Below are 18384 nucleotides of genomic sequence, written 5' to 3' on the forward strand. Positions count from 1 at the left end.
CGGTTTAAATAGTATTGCAACCGACATTTTGTTAAACATTGTGTTTACAAATTTCATGTTCGCTTAGCGGACATATCCGAAAACTTCTATTAAAATGCCCCCGTTCGCCCAGTGTCACGGCTCTTTACCAGTGCATGGAATGCCGAGGCCATAGCACTGGGCGGACACCTTCTTTTTCAATTGATGACAATGAATATATAAAAACGGGCGATCGTATGATCGCCCGTTTTTTTTATGGGGTTTGTTTTTGTAAGGGTCTGCCAATAACGTCCAGCAAGTCGCAGCCGTCGCGCAGAGGAATTGCAATTACGCGGGCGAAGTCCTGAAGTAGCGCGTTGTCACCGTTGAGCGAATCACCCAAGGACAGAGTTTCCACCAATTGAGTCACGCTGCGGATTCGGTAGGCCGCCGTGTGGGATCAGGCAATCGATGCCGGTCATGGGCATGTATCGAGCCATGGTTGGGCCTCCTTCTCTCAAGATTGGGTGCTGTGTGGGGTTTCGGAGGCATCGCCAGGAGGGTCGAGATTGTCCAGCGCACGGTTTACCAACAATTCACCCACTATCGCCAGTTGCTGGATTGATAGCGCGAGGCTGCGGTGTGAACCTTCGAGTTTGCAGGCCAGGTCGGTGGTCAGGACGTTGAGGGAGGCGAGGGTTTCGCAGGCGTGGCTTAGCAGGGTTTCGGTATCGATGTTGGGGAGGATGGTGAAGACGTGGCTGATGATGGAAAGGGGACGGATTTATTTTCTTTCGTTGAAAATAAATCCGTCCCCTTTGTGCCTTTGTGTTGAAAACGTTTTTGATGTCGCCACAATTTAATCCAATTCGACACGTATTGAAGTTGGTCTTTTTCCATTTTGCTGGAGGTGCGTCAGGGAGTTCCTATATATCAAACACCATTATTATCGTTGGTCTGCTGTTATCAATATTTAAAGCGAAAAGGTCAATGGTGCCGATCGCTATGGGTGTCGTGAAAACCTGGTTAAAAAAGTGATGCCGTCAATATCGTTCCAGAATTTCATAATTACTCTTTGGAGTAGAAGAAGTCTTTTATACTGGGGTTTGCCCGTTTTAGTGCTTTCATACTGTCGTACATTGATCGAAAAGCGAAAAGGAGACAGATTTATTTTCCTTCGTAAAAATAAATCTGTCCCCTTTGTTTGTCTTAGATGCGGCGGTCGTCATAACGCAGAAACAAGGAGCGACCGGGCCGTTGTCGATACGCTGAAAAAAAGGGGGTTGATACCAGTTGATGGGCGTCCCCTTGTTCAGTCCCCTTTTTCACTTGGCGAGTTTTTGTGGCGTGTTCAAGTGGTCAAGTTAATAGCAAAGCGACTCGGTACAGAACGGGCCGTCGTTATTGTTAATTGTTTTCTTCAGTACGAAAATTTTGGATTGAAGATCGTCTGGCCTTTGCATGGAGCTAGCTCGCTAACCTCAAGTTTAGACTCCAGTCGCAGGTAATCTAGAGCTTCTTTGCAAGTCGAAAAAACTCTGGTTTCCTCGTTTAAATACTCTTCCATTGCAATTTTTGAATCAAAAATTTCGCTTACGTATGTTTTGTATTTTTCTTCGTATTTTTGTATTGCAGTCGAAAGCCAAAGAACGTCATTTTGAGCATCTCGCTTTCCTCTGCATCCCACCTGTTTTCCGGCCTCTATCCAGCTGATTATTTTTTCATCCGTATTCATGTCACTCTCCGGTGATGTTGATAACAACTTTTGTGCCGTCGTCTCTTTTTATATTGATATGTGGGTGCTCTCCATGAGCATCTTCAAGTCCGTGCCCCCGGACTCTCCCGAAAAAAGGGGACGGGTTTATTTTTCTTTCGTTGAAAATAAATCTCCCCCTATCTTCTTTACAATTCTTTGGGTTTGATGAGTTTGTTCACGGTTTTTTGAAAGGAAATGTCTCGCCTTCAATAATAATTTGCTCTTCCTGTATAACAACATTTTTTATGCTGTTGACTACTAATTTTAGGTTTTTAGAATTTGGAAATAATGAGTCCAGTAAGTCGAAATATAGATAATCGTTAATAAGGTTGGCGGCGAGGTTCGGTTCGTGTTCAATAAGCTGCTTGAAGCTTGCGTAGTTGGCTTCTTTTAGGTTTTCATTGTCCGCGTATCCTTGTTGGGTATCATCGATTTTGCATTGGTGAATGAAGGAGTTCGCACTTTTTAAAAAATCTTCTGTTAGCTCTTTAAGGCTTATGGTTAATTCATATTCCGTTGTTTCAAGCCCAGGGTTCTCTCCAAAGCCAAGACTTCTATAGCCAATTTCGCTCGGGTTGATGGCCAAGCTTGCAGATCTGAAATTCATGGTGCCGTTCCCGGTAGTAGGAGAGTAATGGTTCCATCTTTATCTAGCGTAATAAATGAAAAGGGGACGGATTTATTTTTTTGCGTGAAATTGAAAAGGGGACGGATTTATTTTCGTTCGCTAAAAATAAATCCGTCCCCTCTATTTTGTTTGACTTAGAAGTAAAAAAACAGCCCGGTCTTGCTTTTTAATGCTAGTTTGTTCAGGGTTATAATTTTTTCTAATATCTCAAATTCAGTGTGTTCGTAAGCGTTTGTTAAAATATTTAGAGATGTGGTTAGTTCGATGTTGCCTTGAATGCTTTCGTCTTCGTTTTCATCTATAAGTTTTCCTAGTGATGAGTTTATTTTTTCAATTACTCCAGATTGCAATAATTTTGCGTAGTGCTCTTCTGGTAATTGAAGTTCCTCAAGGTCACCAAGCAAGCACTCATCTAGATCTAAGCGTTCCATTGCTTCGTAGCTCAACGGGACGGAGATAGTTTTCATTTCATGGCCCTTTATTAAAATGCGTTACTTCATTGTATTCGCTCTGTGTTCTGCCTGCCTGTTTTCCATTGGGTATTTTTTTGTTGCTAGGTACAATGCCCTGTAAATCCCATAGCGAAAAGGGGACGGATTTATTTTTTTTCGTGAAAATAATCCGTCCACTTTTTTAAATATTTGTAGGGTGAAGAGTGGTTTTTGTGCGGTAAGGTTGACAAATAAAGGGTGGGGTAGATCAATTTCGTCTATTGAAATAAATATTATGGAGTCGCCCAGTTTTAATTCGCTGTCTCCATCTTCATCGCTAAATATGAGTTTGGCCGTTTTGCATAGCTTTCCAGAGTCAAAATATAATTACGGTATGCAATCGGTGGGCGGGCTGATGTTTGTGTTCCAAATGAAGTCATCATCAATCTCCATCTCTACATCATATGTCTGATTTTCCTAAAAAGTGGGACTTGAAAAAATTACCTTCCAGTCCCGTAAGTTGAAGAGAGCTCCGCGAAGGTGCCGAGCGCCATAGGTTCTATGTTGTGCTGTATCGTTGCCTTCATCTATTTAGCTCCTAGTGGGGCGCGAACAACAGAGTTATCAACATTTATTGCGTTATTAATTAATCGAGTGTCCCCTTTATTTTCTAGTTGTAGGGGGCTATTGGTTATGCTCGAAAAAATATAGATCTGAATTGGAGTTGCTAATTTTTTTGATTTTTTTCATCTGTGCGTATTGGCTAAGTTCTGTTTCAACTAGTTTTAGGTCTGTGTATTTTTGGTGTTTATCTGGGAATTCACATGCGTAATTGTACAGCCGCCATGCGTCAAACCCATCTGTTCTTTCGTTAGGGCCGTAGTCAAAATCTATACAGAATTCTGGGTATTCGATCATGCAACCTTTGCCATGAAGTTGGTAGCTTATACCGGGGCTTAATTCTCCGCGTTGTTCGATTTTTTTTCACGCCATAACGCTAGGAGAGATCTCGAGCCGAATTGCCTTTCGAGTAAAACTAGCGAGTCCTCTACAGCGGTTAAAAAATCGAAAATTAATGACTCAAGCTCTTTGTTTTTCATCTTCTAGGACGCTCCAGTCTGTCATTGCCAACATTTTTTGCAGAATCTAACACGTCATCAAGGGTTGCGTAGTTTTTGTTTCCGTAAGCTTTTAAGTCTTTTGCCGTGCAGCTGCCGCTCGATGGTGTCCATCTACTATGTAATAAGTGAAAAGGGGACGGATTTATTTTCTTTCGTTGAAAATCAATCCGTCCCCTTTGTTTATTTTTTTTCTGATTTATTTTTTAAATGTTGGTTGGGTGCAAGGAGCTTGATTGAGCGAGAATGTCTACAAATACAGGCAGAGACTGATTCGTTTTATTTAATGAGATTAGTATGATGGCGTCACCTAGCTTCAGTGCGCCACAACCATCTTCTTCGTTAGATATTAATTCGGCCGTTATGTGTAGACTTCCGGAGTTGAAGTGAATTGATGGCGCACAATCACTTGATAGGGTGATGTTTTCACTCCAAATGAAATCATCATCGATGTCAATTTCTACATCATATGCTTGGTTTTCTTGTATTTCTGCACTAGAAAAGAGCGATCTGCCAACTCCGTAAGTTGTGGAAAACTCTACGACTGTTCCGGATGTCGCGGGCTCAATGATGTGGAGTATCGCCACCTTCATCTATTTAGTCCCCAGTGGAGCGCAAACAACAGTTTTGTCGAAAGTCATAATATTATTTAGTAAGTCGAGTGTCCATGTTTCTTTATGGTAGTGATGCTTATTGGGTTTGCTATTTGAAAAGGGGGCGGATTTATTTTCTATCGTGAAGATAAAGCCGTCCACTCTTTTCGTTTTTTTCTGCTGAATAACAGTCTGTGATTATGACACTGAACTAGTAAAGCAGTAACCGAATAATAGGTGAATATTTTTATAAATTCTCAATAGCTTTTGGTATTTCAGCGGCAGATATTTGTCGGAGGTGTATATTTTTTAACAAGATTTCGATGCTGGATCTGTGTTCTACAGAGCAAATTATTTGTGCAACTGAATATGTGTCATTTTCTATGAATCGACCAATAATCGACTCGCGTTCATTACATAGGAAGTTGGCTAGGTGGTCGGATGATACCCCCTTGTCAGTTATGCTGAGTTTTTCCCAGGTTTTCTCTATGTTGGGTTCTGATTTATTCAACAGTAAAAGTGTGTTTCGGTACTGTGTTAGCTCGTTGGGGTTGAATAGGGTGTCTCCTATATTTATGTGTTGTATGTATGAATAAATTTTGGTTTTTTCATTTTTTTTGATTATGTCCGCCGAGTTTAGGTCTTTGGATATTTCTTTTCGTAGGAGTAACTCTTGAACCTTGTATTGCTCAAGAGAGTGGCCTATCGTTCGCCATTTCATTGTTATTGGCCAATTAAGGAGTAAAGCTTCTGCCAGCTTCTGCCAATTCGTCCAAATGTCGGAAATAGATTTGTCAAGTATTGAAAAGGTCGTGAAGTCGGGAGCGGTAGTGCGCGCAGGTTGCTCCCATAATTTTATTCCTGATTCACAAATATATAACGAATTCATAGTTAGTCTTTTTTAAAGTATGTGTGTGAATCTTCTCCAGCCGCAAGCGGCGCCTTTGTTCCTTTTGTTCCGGTAACCTCAGTATTGAAATGAGGACCTTCATTTCCTTTTACATGGCCAAGCGAGTGGTCTCGTATTGTTACAATCTTGCCATTCGCTAGCTGAAACTCATAAACACGACCCAGTACATAGCCTTCTTGGTCGGTTAGTTTTTCCTTGAATGTTCTTGATGGCTGCTGGGAGCGAGGTATGCCTCCAATTTCTTTTGCCTGTCTAAATGCTGCTTTTTTCGTAAGAGTACTTTGATAACCCTTAGGTGGTTCAACGTCACCGTTCGCTACCTTGGAACTACTTGTGTCATCTGCCTTTTTACTAATACCATTTTTTTTATCTTCAAGGCAGCTTAAACCTATCGGATCTACCCACCCCGTAGGGTTAGGCACGTACTGGTAGTTGTTCAGCCCACCCGCAAGCTTGATCGGATCCTGCGTGAGAAACCGTCCAGTCGCCGGATTGTAGTAGCGATGCCGGTTGTAATGTAAGCCCGTCTCGGCATCGAAGTACTGCCCCTGGAAACGTATCGGGTTGTCAATTTGAGCTACGTCGAGTGCCGCAAGGTTGCCATAGGCACGGTATTTCGCCGACCACATAATCTCGCCGCTGTAATCGGTGAGTTCCTCCGGGGTGCCGAGCTGGTCGAGTTGATAGTAGAAGGGGGTTGCTTTAAGCGGGCCTTCGCCGTCGAGCATCGCCAGTGGGCGGAAGCTGTCCGGTTCATAGATGTAAGTGCGATAACGGTTGTCAGCGCTTTCTGCTAGCAAACGTTCATCCTGCCAAAGAAATTCGGTGGTGCTGCCGTCGACGGTTTTTTCGATGCGACGGCCGAACGCGTCGTACTTATAAGACGCGACGCTACCCCCCGGCAGGCTGACACCAATCAAACGGTGCTGGCAGTCATAGCGGTATTCAGTGACGAGTTTCTGCCCGGTGCCGCGACGTTCGCGGGTCAGGTTGCCGTAGGCGTCGTAGTCGTAGTGGCGGTCGCCCTGCATCAGCAGGCGGTTGCCTTTGACGTTGGCCAGGTTTGCGCTGGCTTGGTCACCTTGGCCCAGCAAGTTACCCGCAGGGTCGTGGGCGAAGCTTTCCGGGGTGCTGCCACGGACGTTGATCAGGCGGTCGAGCGGGTCGTAGTGGTAGCTGCGATTGCCTTTGCGGCTGTCGTCGATGCCGGAGAGGTTGCCGTTGGCGTCGTAAGCGTAGCGGCGGCGGAACAGGTTTCGATCTTTTTGACTGACGCTGTGTGCTTGCAGACGGCCTTGTTCGTCGTACTGGTATTGGCTGAGCAGCAGGCCTTGCTGGCGCTGAAGTTCCTGACCGGCGCTGAACTGATGCGTGGTCAGGCGCGAGCCGTTGAGGTCGATGCTGCTCAGTTGGCCGCCGCGCTGATGGCGATAATCGAGCTTGCTGCCGTCCGGGAGGCGGCAGTGGCTGAGCTGTCCAACGCTGTCGTACTCGTAGCGCAGGGTGCCCCAGCCTTGGTGTTCGGTGATCAGGCGGTCTTGCAGATCGTATTCATACGCCAGCGGCCAGTTGCCGTCGTCGACGTTGACCAGACGGCCAAGGGCGTCATAGCTGTAATGGATCTCCTCGCCATCGGCCAGGGTTTTGACCAGTAAGCGGCCAGCAGCGTCGCGCTGATATTCAGTGACAAGTTCACTGCCATCGTCGCCGAACTCGGTTTTCTTCAGCAGTTGGCCGTTGAGGTCGTATTCATAAGCGGTGCGGCGCCCGTCGAAACCGGTTTCTTGCTGGATCAAGCCGTTGGCGTGGTAGTCGAGGTGGTAGTGCTCGCCGCGTTCGTTCTCGATCTCTGTCAGCAGCAATCTCGAGTTGTCGTAGCGATAACGCAACTGGCTGCCGTCCGGATTGATCCGGCGGCTGACCAGATGCAGACCATCGGCATATTCGTAACGCGTCACGCGGCCCAGCTCATCGCGCTCTGCGGTGACGCGGCCGTACGGGTTGTAAGTGAACGCACGGCTGGCGCCGCCGGGCAGGGTGACTTGCGTCAGGCGACTGACGGCATCCCATTGGTAGTGGGTGATCGCGCCGGTTTCTTCCTGACGAGTAATCTGCCGACCCAGTGCGTCGTAGCGATACTTGCGCTGGCCGCCGTCGGGCAGGCGTTCTTCCAGCAATTGACCGAGGTTGTTCCAGCCCAGTTGGTGACGGCTGCCGTCAGGATGACGGATTTCCAGCAGGCGACCCTGACGGTCGTAGCTGTAGTGAGTTTCGTTACCGTGGGGGTCTGTTTGCTGGGTGATATCGCCTTGACGGTTGCGCTCGTACTTCCAGCGAGCTCTGCCGCGTTGCACATCGATGAGTTGGCCATCGAAGTAGTTGTAGCGAGTCGGTTCATCTTCTGGTGGGACAACCGCAATCAAACGTCCGGCGTCGTTGTATTGGTATTCGGTGACGGCGCCCAGCGCGTCTTTTTCAGCGATCAGGCGACCTTCGTCGTCATAGGCTCTTTGCGTTTGCGCTCCGTCGGGGGCGGTCTCGCTGATAAGACGCGCATTTTCGTCATGCACGTAAACCTGCTCGCTGCCATCGGCGTTAAGCACGGTCACCGTGCCCTTGTCGTCCCACACATAGCGCGCTTCAAGTTGCAAAAAACTGGCCCAGTGGCGGATGCAGCGCGCCAATTTGCCTTCGCGTTCCCATTCCCAGTAGAAGCTGGCGCCACCCGCCAGTTGACGTTCGAGAATGACGTGCTGATCGTTGTAGCGATAGTGCTCGCGCTCACCGGCAGCGTTGGTGGCACTGACGAGTTGATTGCGTTCGTTGTAGTGATAGGTGACCAGGGTTTGCACGGTTTGCCATGGATCCTGGCGCCCACCGCGATCATCGTACTCGGCACGTTGCTGCTGGTAGTCGACTGCCGAGATATGGCGATCGTCATAGCGCAGTAACAAGGCACGGCCAGCACCGTTGTCGATGCGCTGAATGCGCCCAACCAAGTCATAGCTGATGTGCAACTGGTTTTCGTAGGCATCACTGATGGTATTCAGACGCCCGGCACGGAAGTGGTAAAACCGTGTTTTTGGGCCGGCTTGAGTCAGGATCAGTTCACCTGGGGCGTCACCAAGATAAATCGCCGCTTCGGCCAGGCTGTTGGTGATCGCCGGACGTTGTTCGGTCGGCATCGGGAAGCGGGTCTGACGGTTTTCATTGTCAGTCCACAGCACGCCTTCATCGTCCAGGTTCAGGCGATGGGACAGTGAATGGCTCCAGCCATAACCGAGACGACTGTCGATTTCGACCGCACTGCTGCGATAAAGACGCGTCCATTCCAGCGGCAAGAGGCCGCCGAGTTCACCATCGGTGAGCGTCAGCAATTCCTCACCGGTTACCATCGACACAGGATCGCGGTCGGTACATGTTTTTTTTGTGCATTGTGCGGGTTGGTCAGCGGGGGTTTTCGATTGGTCGGGAGCGTTGTCGACAGGCTCTTTTTGTTCGATGCGGGTGGTGTTGTCTTTCTTTCCGCGTGCATGGATCTGCGCGTCGGTCTCCACCTTGCCGCCTGTAACCTTTGGCTTTTTCTTCGGCGCTGTTGCCATGGTTGCGGGCTTGGGGGCGGCAATTTCGACGCTGGCTTTGCGTGCCTGATTGACCGCTGAATTGCCGTTGAGCAGTAACGGCCTGGCAGCTTCAGTGTGGACCGCCGCGTTCTTCTTGCTGATTTTCATCAGCATGCCGGTGAAGTCTTCGATCAGTTTCAGCACCTTGCCACTGTTTTGCGTGGCTTTCAGCGCCTTGGTGCCGACACGTACTGCCAAGCCGAGACCACCGGTCATTACAACGCCGACCAGAATGTTCAGCAGGACTTCGGTGGTCAGTTGAGACAGCACTTCCGTGCAGGTCTGCGGAGGCAGCATTTTGACCCACGCCACGATTGCGGCCATGTAGATCCACATCAATGGCTCGTCACTGGCGATCAACAGGGCGGTATGAATCGCTTCCGCCGAGGCGTTGTAGATGCGCTTGATTTCTTCCTCGGTGAAGAACTTCTTGAGCTTTTCATAATTCTCCCGAGGATGCGCAACCAAGTCGTAGAGGCTTTTGATATCGCCCCACAAACCCATGATCGCTTTCATAAAGCCTTTCCACTCGGCTTCCAGGTCTTGCATGACACGGCCAGCCATGGACGCGTTGTTATGTTCCTGCCACAACGGCAAAAAGTCGGTGGTCCACTGGGTTTGTAGCCAGCCGCTCAGATCGCCGATAACGCCCTGATAGGAATTGAACAGCGTGTCGATCTGCGCTGGGGTAGTGTTGGGGAAAAACGTGATTTTGTATTGTTGGTTCGGTGTGAGATTCGCAACTTCAAGAATCCCACTAGGACCAATCGTTGCGGTGATCGCCTGACCTATTTCATTTTTACCGAACAGCTTGCCATCGGCCACAGGTGCCAATCGAACCGGTGTATTACCGATAGGGACAAAGCGCGCAGACTCGAAACTGTGTACCAGTTTGAGCTTGCCATTGGCTGGGCAGTTTGCGTAAAGGTCGACTTGCTCTTTGCTGTCTTTGTCCTGAGTACCGACTTCGTCGCCGACCTGAAATTGTTGTTCCGCATCCAAGGCACCGCCATACCAGGCTTCGGCATGGCTGCGATAGTCAGCAATACACTTCTTGAAATCACTGATGATGACCTGAGCGTCGGGTTGTTTTGCTGTGAGGTTCCCGACAATGGAACCCATTAAAATGCTCATACGGTCACCTCATTTTCCAAGTAGGCCTTCAGCAGCCCTGTGTAGTTTTCTTCCGTGAGTGGGGTGCGTTTTACAAAGCGCGCCACTTTTTGCTGCAGGTTGGATTCTGGGACCGAGAAATACAGCTCGGCGTGATCCTCTTTCAGCCACTGCATCATGTTGCCGATCACGGTGGATGGGTTTTTCGTTGTCAGGCCATCCAGCAACCCCTTCGGCACCTCCCACCAAGGCCAATCCTTCGCCTTCGGCACCGTCCTCGGCCCAACTTCCAAACTCTTGCCATTAATCAAATACCGATCAAACACCGGCAGCACTTCCCCGGCCGCATCGCCCAATCCTTCCAGAATCGGAAAAATATGCCGCCCATCCCAGAACCGAAAAAACACCTCAGTCCCATCGGGCATGCGCACTTGGGTCAGGCTGCGAAGGTGTTCGAACACCACCTCGGGTGTGCTGGTTGAAACCGCCAGCCAACCCCAGTCCTGAGCGTCCGTTTCGGCAATCCACGGTAGAAAACCGGAGTTGGGTTTCAGCTCGACGAGGTAGGGCATGACCTGTTGCCAGCCCGCGTAGGGAGTTCCGCCCCAGATTGGGGTGGCCTGGGTTGTCGGTTCATTCTGATAAAGCGTCTTGAGCGCATCGGCATCGCTGGCGGCGCTGACGATCAGATACAGGTGTTCGCCCGTTTGCAGCGGGCACTCGGATAACCAGGCCTGAGGGGAAATGCTTTCAGATGTCACAACTGTCGTCCTTGATGAGCGAATCTAAAAACTCATATCCGCTTCAATATTTTCTTCGTAAGTCGAGAGCAGCGTTTCAACGCTTTTGTTTCCGGAGTATTTCTCCTTCAACTGCTTCAGCTGCTGATCGGTACCTTTGCAATATTTGTTTATATCGCTGATGACACGATCGAGATTCCCCGGGTCGGCAGGGTCCGGCTCAGGAATATCGCCACGCAGAGAGTCACAGTTGTCTCTACTTTTGATGTAGCTGGAGACGTCAGGGGGCACGGAGCCATCGCTTTCCGCTGCACAAGAAATCAACGGTAGATTCAGTGCAAGAAGTAACAAATAAGGCGTAATTTTGCCCATTTTAATGTCCGTCATTTGACCAGTGAGGTTTGTCACTACTTCCCCCTACAAATTTGATCACGCCATAAGAAGCACCAACAGTGTGAAGCTCACTGTTCATGCCGGTTTTGGGCGCCGAGCTTATACTGACCGCCGTTCCAGAGGCATTGTTAATCGCTAGCGTGCCGGTCCAACTGATATTCATGTCTATCGCCAGTTTCTGGGTATGTCTGGAATTAAGCGCCGGGGCGACGTTAAGTCCGTTGATCCCGTAGCCACTCACCATGGCCCTCGCACCCTGCACAGAAGCTGCCTGGTCATATGCGCCAGAGGCAGAAATGTGAGCCCATTTAATTTTGATAACGTCACCCGGATAACTAGGCACTTGTTGTGGGTCGAAGCCGGTTTTGACGATTTTCCAGGACCAGTGCATCAAATAGGCTCTTTCCGGAGGGCGATACGTCGCGGAAATATGTACAGCTCCGCCAGCAGCTTTGACTGCATCGAGGAACTTGCTCACAGCTTCACGAAATGGAGATGCAAGTGCGGACACACTGGCGCTGCCCAGGAATCTTCCTACCCATTGCGCGCCGCTCGGCTCGTCCGCTGAGACGCTAACAGCTACAGGCGTCTGATCCGCAGTCGGAGTTAGTGTCGCTTGTAGAGTCGCCATAGTAGGGGGCCTCGATAGTGGCTTTTTCGGGTTTGTTGGATGAGACTTTTTGTGTCCGTCCGTTACTGTCGGTAACGCCGCCAACAACAAGTCCAGATTCAAGCTTGATTTGGTAAGGGGTATTCGGCTTTGGTTTGCCTGTTGCTTCGTCATTTATGACGAACACTAAATCGTGGGTAGTGTTTTCAGAATCGAGGGTAGGTTTTTCTATATCGCATACACCCGCCTTGCATCGTTCACACTCTTCACAAAACGGCGCATTACGTTTCAACGTATTCACCTGAGCCGGTGTCAGTACCGCCCCTGCCTTGTCAGCATCCGCCTGTTTCAACACACCCGGCATCAACGGCGCAGCCCCGGTCCCGCTGCCCGGACTCCCCCCGGAGTTCATGTTGATCACCGGCCCGCTCAGGGTCACGCCGCTGGCGTCGATCTTGATGAAGCTGCCGCCACCCTTGAGCGTCACTTCGCTTCCCGCTTCGAGCACGACTTTCATGCCGCTGCTCAGGTGGATTTCCTGGCCGGCTTCGATGAACTGGCCGGTGCCGATCTTGATGTGCTGGTTTGCACCCACGGTCAGGTGGTCATTGGCGCGTGCTTCGACTTTGCGGTCGGCGTACACCGTGTGGTGTTCTTCGGCCTTGAATTCGCTGTAGCTGTTTTGCTCGACAGTGTCGTGGCGTTCGTTGCCGACGCGGATTTTCTGGTCGTGCTCGACGTTTTCGTCCCAGTCGCGCTGGGCGTGCAGGAAGATTTGTTCCTGGCCCTTTTTGTCCTCGATGCGCAGTTCGTTGAAACCACCGCCACCGGGGGAGCTCAGGGTCTTGAAGGTGCTGCGGGTCTTGTTCGCCGGCAGCGGATACGGGACGACGTTTTCCTTGTGATACAGGCAGCCGCTGATCAGCGGTTGGTCGGGGTCGCCTTCGAGGAAGGTGACGAGCACTTCCATGCCGATGCGTGGAATGGCGATGCCGCCGTAGTGGGCGCCGGCCCAGGCGGAAGAGACGCGCAGCCAGCAGCTGGTCTTGTCATCGGCCTGGCCTTCGCGGTCCCAGTGGAATTGCACTTTGACGCGACCGTATTCGTCGCAGTGGATCTCTTCACCTTTCGGGCCGGTGACCACGGCGCTTTGGCTGCCGAGGATCCGTGGCTTGGGATGTTGCAGCGGCGGGCGATTCGGCACGTCCCATGGCGTCGCTTGAAAACGGTTGCGATAACCCTGATGGAAGTCATCTTTCAATGCCGTGGTGTGGCTGGTCACCGACTCCTCCAGCACTTGCGGCTGTTTGCCTTCGTGGAGGATTTCGGTGAGCAGCCACAGGTCGTTCCATTTGGCTTTCGGGTGTTGGGTCAGGGCCAGGAAGTGGCCGCTGACCAGTATCGGCTGATCGCTTTTGCCTTCGGCGAGCTGGAAGTCGCTGCGGTGACGTTCGAGGGCGCGTTTGGCCAGGTGCTTGCCGCGTTCGCGGTCGAGGAAGCGACCGGGGTAGTCGTAGTCTTCGAGGTCGGGCAGGGCGTCGCCACGGTTTTCGCTTTCGAGGGTGATGCGCGGTTTTTCGAAGTCGTAGTCGCGGCGGGTGGTGCGGCTGGTGCGGGTTTCCAGGCGCAGGTCGAAGCGCTTGATCACCGGGTCGTTGGCGACCATGCCGGAGTCTTGCTGGTAGGCCACGGGTGCGAGTTTCGGGAACACCGTCTGGTCATCGCCGAACACCAGTTTGTGGGCCGTGGCGCTGTGCTGGAAGTGGTAATGGATACCTTCTTCCTCGCACAGGCGCTGGATGAACTGCAGGTCCGATTCATCGTATTGAACGCAGTAGATGCGCTCAGGATAAATCGCCCCGACTTTGAATTCGTAGGCGTTGCTCTGGATACCGTGCTCTTCGAGGACCTTGCCGATGATTTTCGGCACGCTGAGGTTCTGGAAGATGCGTTGGTTGATGCGGTGCGCGAGGTAGGACAGTTGCGGACGCAGGGTCACCGCGTAGCGGGTCAGGCGTTTGCCGGAATCACCCTGGGCGGCGCGGTAGATCTGGCCGTGAATGCCGCTGCCGTCCGGCGAGAGCTGCAGGAAGGCCGGTTTGTGCAGCAGGGTTTCGAGGTCCAGGGACGGCTGTTCACTGACCAGCTCCACCTCAAACACGAACGGTTGGCTGATCGCCTCCCGACCTTGCAAGGACAGCACCTGCAAATCGCTGGATAGACCTTCAATGGTCAGGGCAAAGTGAGTCTGATTGGCCGGCGCGAACATCCCTTGTTCCTCGTGCAGTGCTGCGGCGTGCGCCAATGGCCGAAAAGGCCTCGGCAGACGCAAAAATTCTGGAAGGGCGAAAACAACATCGACCAGCAGAGCTGGCCGATGCTTGAGACGGTCGGCCTGATTTAGGCGACCGGCTGACGCCAGTCATCGGAACCCGAAGTACCGGATACTTCGTGGGTCCAGGTGATTTTGCGGTAGGTGAACTGCACTTCTTCCAGGTGCGTGAAGTGCGAGTTCGACGGGTCCTGGCAGTTGTGCATTTTGTTGTTGATGGCGACGATGATGGCGTCTTCCAGTTTGGTGGTGTAGTAGTGCTCTTGGGTACCTTGAGCCGAAGTGCGGTACCACTGGATAACGATTTCGCTCATGCGCTCGCCGGAAGTCAGAGCGGCTTGCAGCAGTGGTGAGGACTTGTCGTAGACCTTGGTGATAACCACTGGCTTGTGAACGCGCTGACCGGTTGGCTGGCCGGATTGCGGGTCACGCGGGATGATCACGTCGTGGCTGAAAGCCTGAACCATGACCTGGTCTTCGTGGCCTTCCTGGTAGGTGTTGCCAACCGAATCGGCGGTGAACGCGCCGGCGGTGATCAGACCTTGTTTTTCGCCAGTGACGGACATGTACGCTGGTGTAGCCATGGGTGTGCTCCTTGCTGAAAATTGAGGGTGCCCGGGAGGCGTGTATCGCCCGGTGGGTGCCTGACTGTTATCAAGGTCCGTGCCACAAACGGTTAACGTTATATAAATCAGTGGGTTGAGCCTGTTTTATAACGAAGAAAAAGATTTTCATCCCGAAGCCCAGAGGAATGTGCGCAAGAACTTGCACACCACTGCGCAACTTCTTGCGCACTCGGCTGGAAGGCCTGGCAGGCCGGGCGATCAGCAGCAAGGCAGGACATTTCTGAAGGATGAGTGCGCAACTTCTTGCGCATAACGGCCTTGCGCCACCCGTCAACGGCACCTGACATCCGGTGCAACGAATGGACCGGCCGCAGGGTCCATAAACACAGCGCCGTCGAGCGTCCGAACAACCCTGAAACGGAGTGAGAACGACATGAAAATCCTGATGGTTTTAACGTCCCACGATCAATTGGGTGATACCGGCAAGAAAACCGGCTTCTGGCTGGAAGAATTCGCCGCTCCGTATTTCGCCTTCAAGGACGCCGGTGCTCAACTGACCCTGGCTTCGCCCAAGGGTGGCCAACCGCCGCTGGACCCGAAAAGCGATGAGCCTGACTTTCAAACCGAAGCCACCCATCGTTTCCGCAAAGATTCCGCCGCCCAGTCGGCGCTGGCGTCTACGGCGGTGTTGAACACGGTTAGACCGGAAGATTACGACGCCGTGTTTTATCCCGGTGGTCATGGTCCGCTGTGGGATTTGGCCGAAGACAGTTATTCGATTGCGCTGATCGAGGCGTTTATCAAGGCCGGCAAACCGGTCGCAGCGGTCTGTCATGCGCCGGGTGTGTTGCGTCACGTCAAAGGCGCGGATGGCCAGCCGTTGGTAAAAGGCAAGCGCGTGACCGGGTTTACCAACTCGGAGGAAGAAGCGGTGCAACTGACAAAGGTCGTGCCGTTTCTGGTGGAAGACATGCTCAAGGAGAAGGGCGGGATTTATTCCAAGGGTGATGACTGGGCGAGCTATGTGGTTGAGGACGGGTTGCTGATCACTGGTCAGAACCCGGCGTCATCGCAGGCCGGCGCCGAAGCATTGTTGGCGAAGCTGCGCTAAACCCGTAACCGCTGGCGCACGCTGCGCCAGCGGTTAAATGAGGTGTGTCTTAAATGGCATGCCCCAACGTGGCATAGCATTCTTCAACCGAGCGCCGCTGCGTCTCGGCATACAACCCCAGCTCATCAATCGTCTGTCGTCCCAGCGCCTGTTCAAACGCTTGCTGATTCGAATGCACGCCATAGTGGGTTTGCGCCGCGTCCCCCAGGTTCGACTGGAAAATCCCCGCCGCACTCACCGGCAGAAAATCCTCATACACCAGCGGTTCGACCCGCAGATACCCGCCGTCAAGCAAATCCTCCAGCGACAACGATTCCAGCTCCTTCGCCGCCAGGCCTTTTTCCGTCACGAAGTAGCGAAAGTACGCCAGTTCCTGTCGGCGCATGCCTTCGTATGTGTCAGGGAATTCGCCAAAGTGCTGCGTCATCAGCGCGTTGTAGCGTGCGGCATTGCCTTCATTGGGGAAGTCTTTCAACTCGTCCCGAGCGGCGTTGAGCAAACGGTCGTACAACGCCCGTCCCTTGGGTGTCAGCGCGGCGCCACGTTGCTCGATTTCGCCGAAGCGCGCGCTGTGACTGCCACGGGTTTGCGCTTGATCGGTGAACGCAACCGGCTCATCCAGCGCCTTGAAACTGGTCTGGCGCAACAGGATCGGGCACTGCCGACGGGGTGGGCCTTCGACGACCGCTTTAGGGGTGATGCCGTGGGCGGGCATCTGCGCCTGGACGATGTCGATGTCCAGCGTGCGCGGGGTCAGGTGGTTGATGTGCGGGCCTTTGAAGGCCACGACGTCGGCGATCAGGCGATGCTGATTGCTGAGTTTCTGGTATTGCTCGGCGGTGACGGTGGCGCTGTGGTGCCAGCGGAAGGTTTCCAGCGCCTGTTCGACGAACTGCTGCGCTTCTTGTTCGGTCAGGCCGCCCTCGGTTTCCGCACGTTCGATCAGGGTCAGCGCTGTCGGGGTAAAGATCTGGCGCTTGTCCAGCACCGACTGGGCGAAGGCGCGCAGTCCCAGGTCTTCGATCAGTTCCAGGCGCAGCAGCGAGGTGAATACGCGGAAAGGGCTGACCTGCAAGGCGTCTTCATGCACCGCGCGAAACGCCGTGGAATGCACCGGCACACCGGCCGGGGTCAGGTCGTAATAACCCACCGGTTGCATGCCCATCACGGCGAACAAACGGGCGAGGGTGGCCAGTTCTGCGGCAGTGCCGACGCGGATTGCACCGTGACGCTCCAGGTCCAGCCGTTCGATTTCGCCAGTGCTGTTCAACTGACGGGCGATCTGCGGGTCGTTGTCCAGTACGTATTGGTTGGTCTGCTCCACCAACTCCATGAGTGCGCCGTACAGCGGCACTTCTTCGCGGTACATGTCGGACATCGCTTTGGAGAAGCGCTGGCGGATCAGGTCAGGGCTGACGAAGGGTGACTGGCTCATGAAGGAAATTCCCGGCGCGGTGACGTAAAGGATGTGCGAAAAGATCGCAGCCTTCAGCGGCGCCGACAAACGAAGAATCTTACGAACTTCATTCTCCCCAGGACTGCATCCCCGATGGTTACAGGTGCGAGCGGCTTTCGGTGCGCAGCGATCCCAGGAACTCGCGATACAGCCGTGCCGTATTGGCCGGCTGTTCGACCATCGGCATGTGCCCGATGTGATCCCATATATGCACCCGCAGATCGACGATGCCTTTGCTCCAGACGGCCACGCTGCTGACGTCGATCAAACGGTCCTTGTGCCCCCACAGCAACAGCGCCGGGCATTTGATGTCGGCCAGTTTGGGTTCCATTGGCGGGCTGGCGCGGAAGTCGTTGAAGATTTCTTCCAGTTCATCACGGCTTTGCTCGTAGCGTTGGGCGACGGCGTCCAGCACCACGCCGGGCACCCATGGCGGTTCGGCCATGGTCATGGCGTAGAAGCGCCGAAACTCTTCGCGCGAGTGAATCAGAAAAGGGTTGTGCCCCTTGGCCAGGTGCCGCTCCAGATCACTGGCCTCCGGCGCGGTGACCCCGGCCGGGTCAATCAGCGCCACAGAGGCGATCCGGTCGGGGTAGGTGGCCGCCAGCCACGCCGCGATGTAGCCGCCCATCGAGTTGCCGATCACATGCACCTTCTCGACCCCGCAGACGTCGAGCAGCTGGATCATCCGCTTGGCCTGCAACGGAATGTCATAGCCCCCACCGGCCTTGAAGCCGGTTTCGCCATGGCCGGCAATGTCTGGAATGATTACCCGATGCGTGCCGACAAAGTGCCGGGCGAAGCGCAGCCACAGGTTTTTGTCGGCGCTGTAGCCGTGCAGCATCAGCACACTGCTGGACGCCTCATACGGCCCGCCTTGCCAGGTCGAGACGGTCATTTCGTTGATCGGCACGATGATCTTGTGCAGCCGATACAGCTTGGCCTCGATCGCCATGTTCCAGTCGTACAGCCAATAACCGATGGTCGGGTAGCTCAACCAGCTCCAGGCCACGATAACCGCGATAATGACGACCAATAGAAGCATC

General features: G+C 52.7%; 14 protein-coding genes and 2 pseudogenes. 1 reads left to right on the forward strand and 15 read right to left on the reverse strand.

Going from position 1 to position 18384, the window contains the following annotated elements:
- Nucleotides 1–232: 232 nt before the first annotated feature.
- The 13 genes and pseudogenes from AC07N8_RS10615 to AC07N8_RS10675 form a co-directional block, all read right to left on the reverse strand.
- Nucleotides 233–458 (reverse strand): annotated as a pseudogene (locus AC07N8_RS10615) (hypothetical protein).
- Between the two features lie 17 nt (nt 459–475).
- A pseudogene (locus AC07N8_RS10620) lies at nt 476–724 on the reverse strand (DUF6124 family protein); the annotation flags it as partial.
- A 654-nt stretch (nt 725–1378) separates the two neighbouring features.
- Entirely contained in the window at nt 1379–1693 is a 315-nt protein-coding gene (locus AC07N8_RS10625; RefSeq protein ID WP_483839930.1) for a hypothetical protein, read from the reverse strand.
- A gap of 196 nt (nt 1694–1889) precedes the next feature.
- Nucleotides 1890–2321 (reverse strand): hypothetical protein, encoded by a 432-nt coding sequence (locus AC07N8_RS10630; RefSeq protein ID WP_483839929.1) that lies wholly within the window; start codon nt 2319–2321, stop codon nt 1890–1892.
- Between the two features lie 155 nt (nt 2322–2476).
- Nucleotides 2477–2809 carry a hypothetical protein gene (locus tag AC07N8_RS10635; RefSeq protein WP_493143443.1) on the reverse strand — a complete coding sequence of 111 codons (333 nt, stop codon included), beginning with the start codon at nt 2807–2809 and terminating at the stop codon, nt 2477–2479.
- A gap of 648 nt (nt 2810–3457) precedes the next feature.
- A complete protein-coding gene (locus AC07N8_RS10640; RefSeq protein WP_493143490.1) occupies nt 3458–3751 on the reverse strand; it encodes a DUF6896 domain-containing protein in 294 nt (97 codons plus the stop codon).
- Nucleotides 3752–4097: 346 nt separating this feature from the next.
- Nucleotides 4098–4484 (reverse strand): hypothetical protein, encoded by a 387-nt coding sequence (locus tag AC07N8_RS10645; protein WP_493143445.1) that lies wholly within the window; start codon nt 4482–4484, stop codon nt 4098–4100.
- A gap of 891 nt (nt 4485–5375) precedes the next feature.
- Nucleotides 5376–10151 (reverse strand): RHS repeat-associated core domain-containing protein, encoded by a 4776-nt coding sequence (locus tag AC07N8_RS10650; protein ID WP_493143447.1) that lies wholly within the window; start codon nt 10149–10151, stop codon nt 5376–5378.
- Complete coding sequence (locus AC07N8_RS10655; RefSeq protein ID WP_493143449.1) at nt 10148–10891, reverse strand: DUF4123 domain-containing protein; 744 nt, start codon at nt 10889–10891, stop codon at nt 10148–10150. Before AC07N8_RS10655 ends, AC07N8_RS10650 begins: the two co-directional genes overlap by 4 nt.
- Nucleotides 10892–10915: 24 nt before the next feature.
- Nucleotides 10916–11242, reverse strand: coding sequence for a hypothetical protein (locus AC07N8_RS10660; RefSeq protein ID WP_140668876.1), 327 nt, complete (start codon nt 11240–11242; stop codon nt 10916–10918).
- Nucleotide 11243: 1 nt separating this feature from the next.
- Nucleotides 11244–11654: a hypothetical protein gene (locus AC07N8_RS10665; protein ID WP_493143451.1), complete on the reverse strand. Its 411-nt coding sequence runs from the start codon at nt 11652–11654 to the stop codon at nt 11244–11246.
- Between the two features lie 181 nt (nt 11655–11835).
- The gene (locus AC07N8_RS10670; RefSeq protein WP_493143452.1) at nt 11836–14142 is read right to left on the reverse strand and encodes a type VI secretion system Vgr family protein; all 2307 of its coding nucleotides are present in this window, start codon (nt 14140–14142) and stop codon (nt 11836–11838) included.
- Between the two features lie 131 nt (nt 14143–14273).
- A complete protein-coding gene (locus tag AC07N8_RS10675; protein WP_123434591.1) occupies nt 14274–14789 on the reverse strand; it encodes an Hcp family type VI secretion system effector in 516 nt (171 codons plus the stop codon).
- A gap of 415 nt (nt 14790–15204) precedes the next feature.
- Between AC07N8_RS10675 and AC07N8_RS10680 the strand changes: the two genes are divergently transcribed.
- Nucleotides 15205–15882 carry a type 1 glutamine amidotransferase domain-containing protein gene (locus AC07N8_RS10680; protein WP_483839917.1) on the forward strand — a complete coding sequence of 226 codons (678 nt, stop codon included), beginning with the start codon at nt 15205–15207 and terminating at the stop codon, nt 15880–15882.
- A gap of 49 nt (nt 15883–15931) precedes the next feature.
- On the opposite strand, the gene hglS is transcribed toward AC07N8_RS10680, so the two are convergent.
- A complete protein-coding gene (hglS, locus tag AC07N8_RS10685; RefSeq protein ID WP_483839916.1) occupies nt 15932–17317 on the reverse strand; it encodes a 2-oxoadipate dioxygenase/decarboxylase HglS in 1386 nt (461 codons plus the stop codon).
- A gap of 118 nt (nt 17318–17435) precedes the next feature.
- Entirely contained in the window at nt 17436–18383 is a 948-nt protein-coding gene (locus AC07N8_RS10690; RefSeq protein ID WP_493143455.1) for an alpha/beta fold hydrolase, read from the reverse strand.
- Between the last annotated feature and the right edge of the window lies 1 nt (nt 18384).

This window comes from Pseudomonas sp. GW821-FHT10C09, assembly GCF_059415465.1.

Excerpts from the sequence above, each read along its gene's own strand:
- AC07N8_RS10665 (WP_493143451.1), bottom strand. The coding sequence starts at position 11,654 with ATGCACTGGTCCTGGAAAATCGTCAAAACCGGCTTCGACCCACAACAA.
- AC07N8_RS10650 (WP_493143447.1), bottom strand. The coding sequence starts at position 10,151 with ATGAGCATTTTAATGGGTTCCATTGTCGGGAACCTCACAGCAAAACAA.
- AC07N8_RS10660 (WP_140668876.1), bottom strand. The coding sequence starts at position 11,242 with ATGGGCAAAATTACGCCTTATTTGTTACTTCTTGCACTGAATCTACCG.
- AC07N8_RS10690 (WP_493143455.1), bottom strand. The coding sequence starts at position 18,383 with ATGCTTCTATTGGTCGTCATTATCGCGGTTATCGTGGCCTGGAGCTGG.
- AC07N8_RS10645 (WP_493143445.1), bottom strand. The coding sequence starts at position 4,484 with ATGAAGGTGGCGATACTCCACATCATTGAGCCCGCGACATCCGGAACA.
- AC07N8_RS10630 (WP_483839929.1), bottom strand. The coding sequence starts at position 2,321 with ATGAATTTCAGATCTGCAAGCTTGGCCATCAACCCGAGCGAAATTGGC.
- AC07N8_RS10680 (WP_483839917.1), top strand. The coding sequence starts at position 15,205 with ATGAAAATCCTGATGGTTTTAACGTCCCACGATCAATTGGGTGATACC.
- AC07N8_RS10670 (WP_493143452.1), bottom strand. The coding sequence starts at position 14,142 with ATGTTCGCGCCGGCCAATCAGACTCACTTTGCCCTGACCATTGAAGGT.
- AC07N8_RS10635 (WP_493143443.1), bottom strand. The coding sequence starts at position 2,809 with ATGAAAACTATCTCCGTCCCGTTGAGCTACGAAGCAATGGAACGCTTA.
- hglS (WP_483839916.1), bottom strand. The coding sequence starts at position 17,317 with ATGAGCCAGTCACCCTTCGTCAGCCCTGACCTGATCCGCCAGCGCTTC.
- AC07N8_RS10625 (WP_483839930.1), bottom strand. The coding sequence starts at position 1,693 with ATGAATACGGATGAAAAAATAATCAGCTGGATAGAGGCCGGAAAACAG.
- AC07N8_RS10675 (WP_123434591.1), bottom strand. The coding sequence starts at position 14,789 with ATGGCTACACCAGCGTACATGTCCGTCACTGGCGAAAAACAAGGTCTG.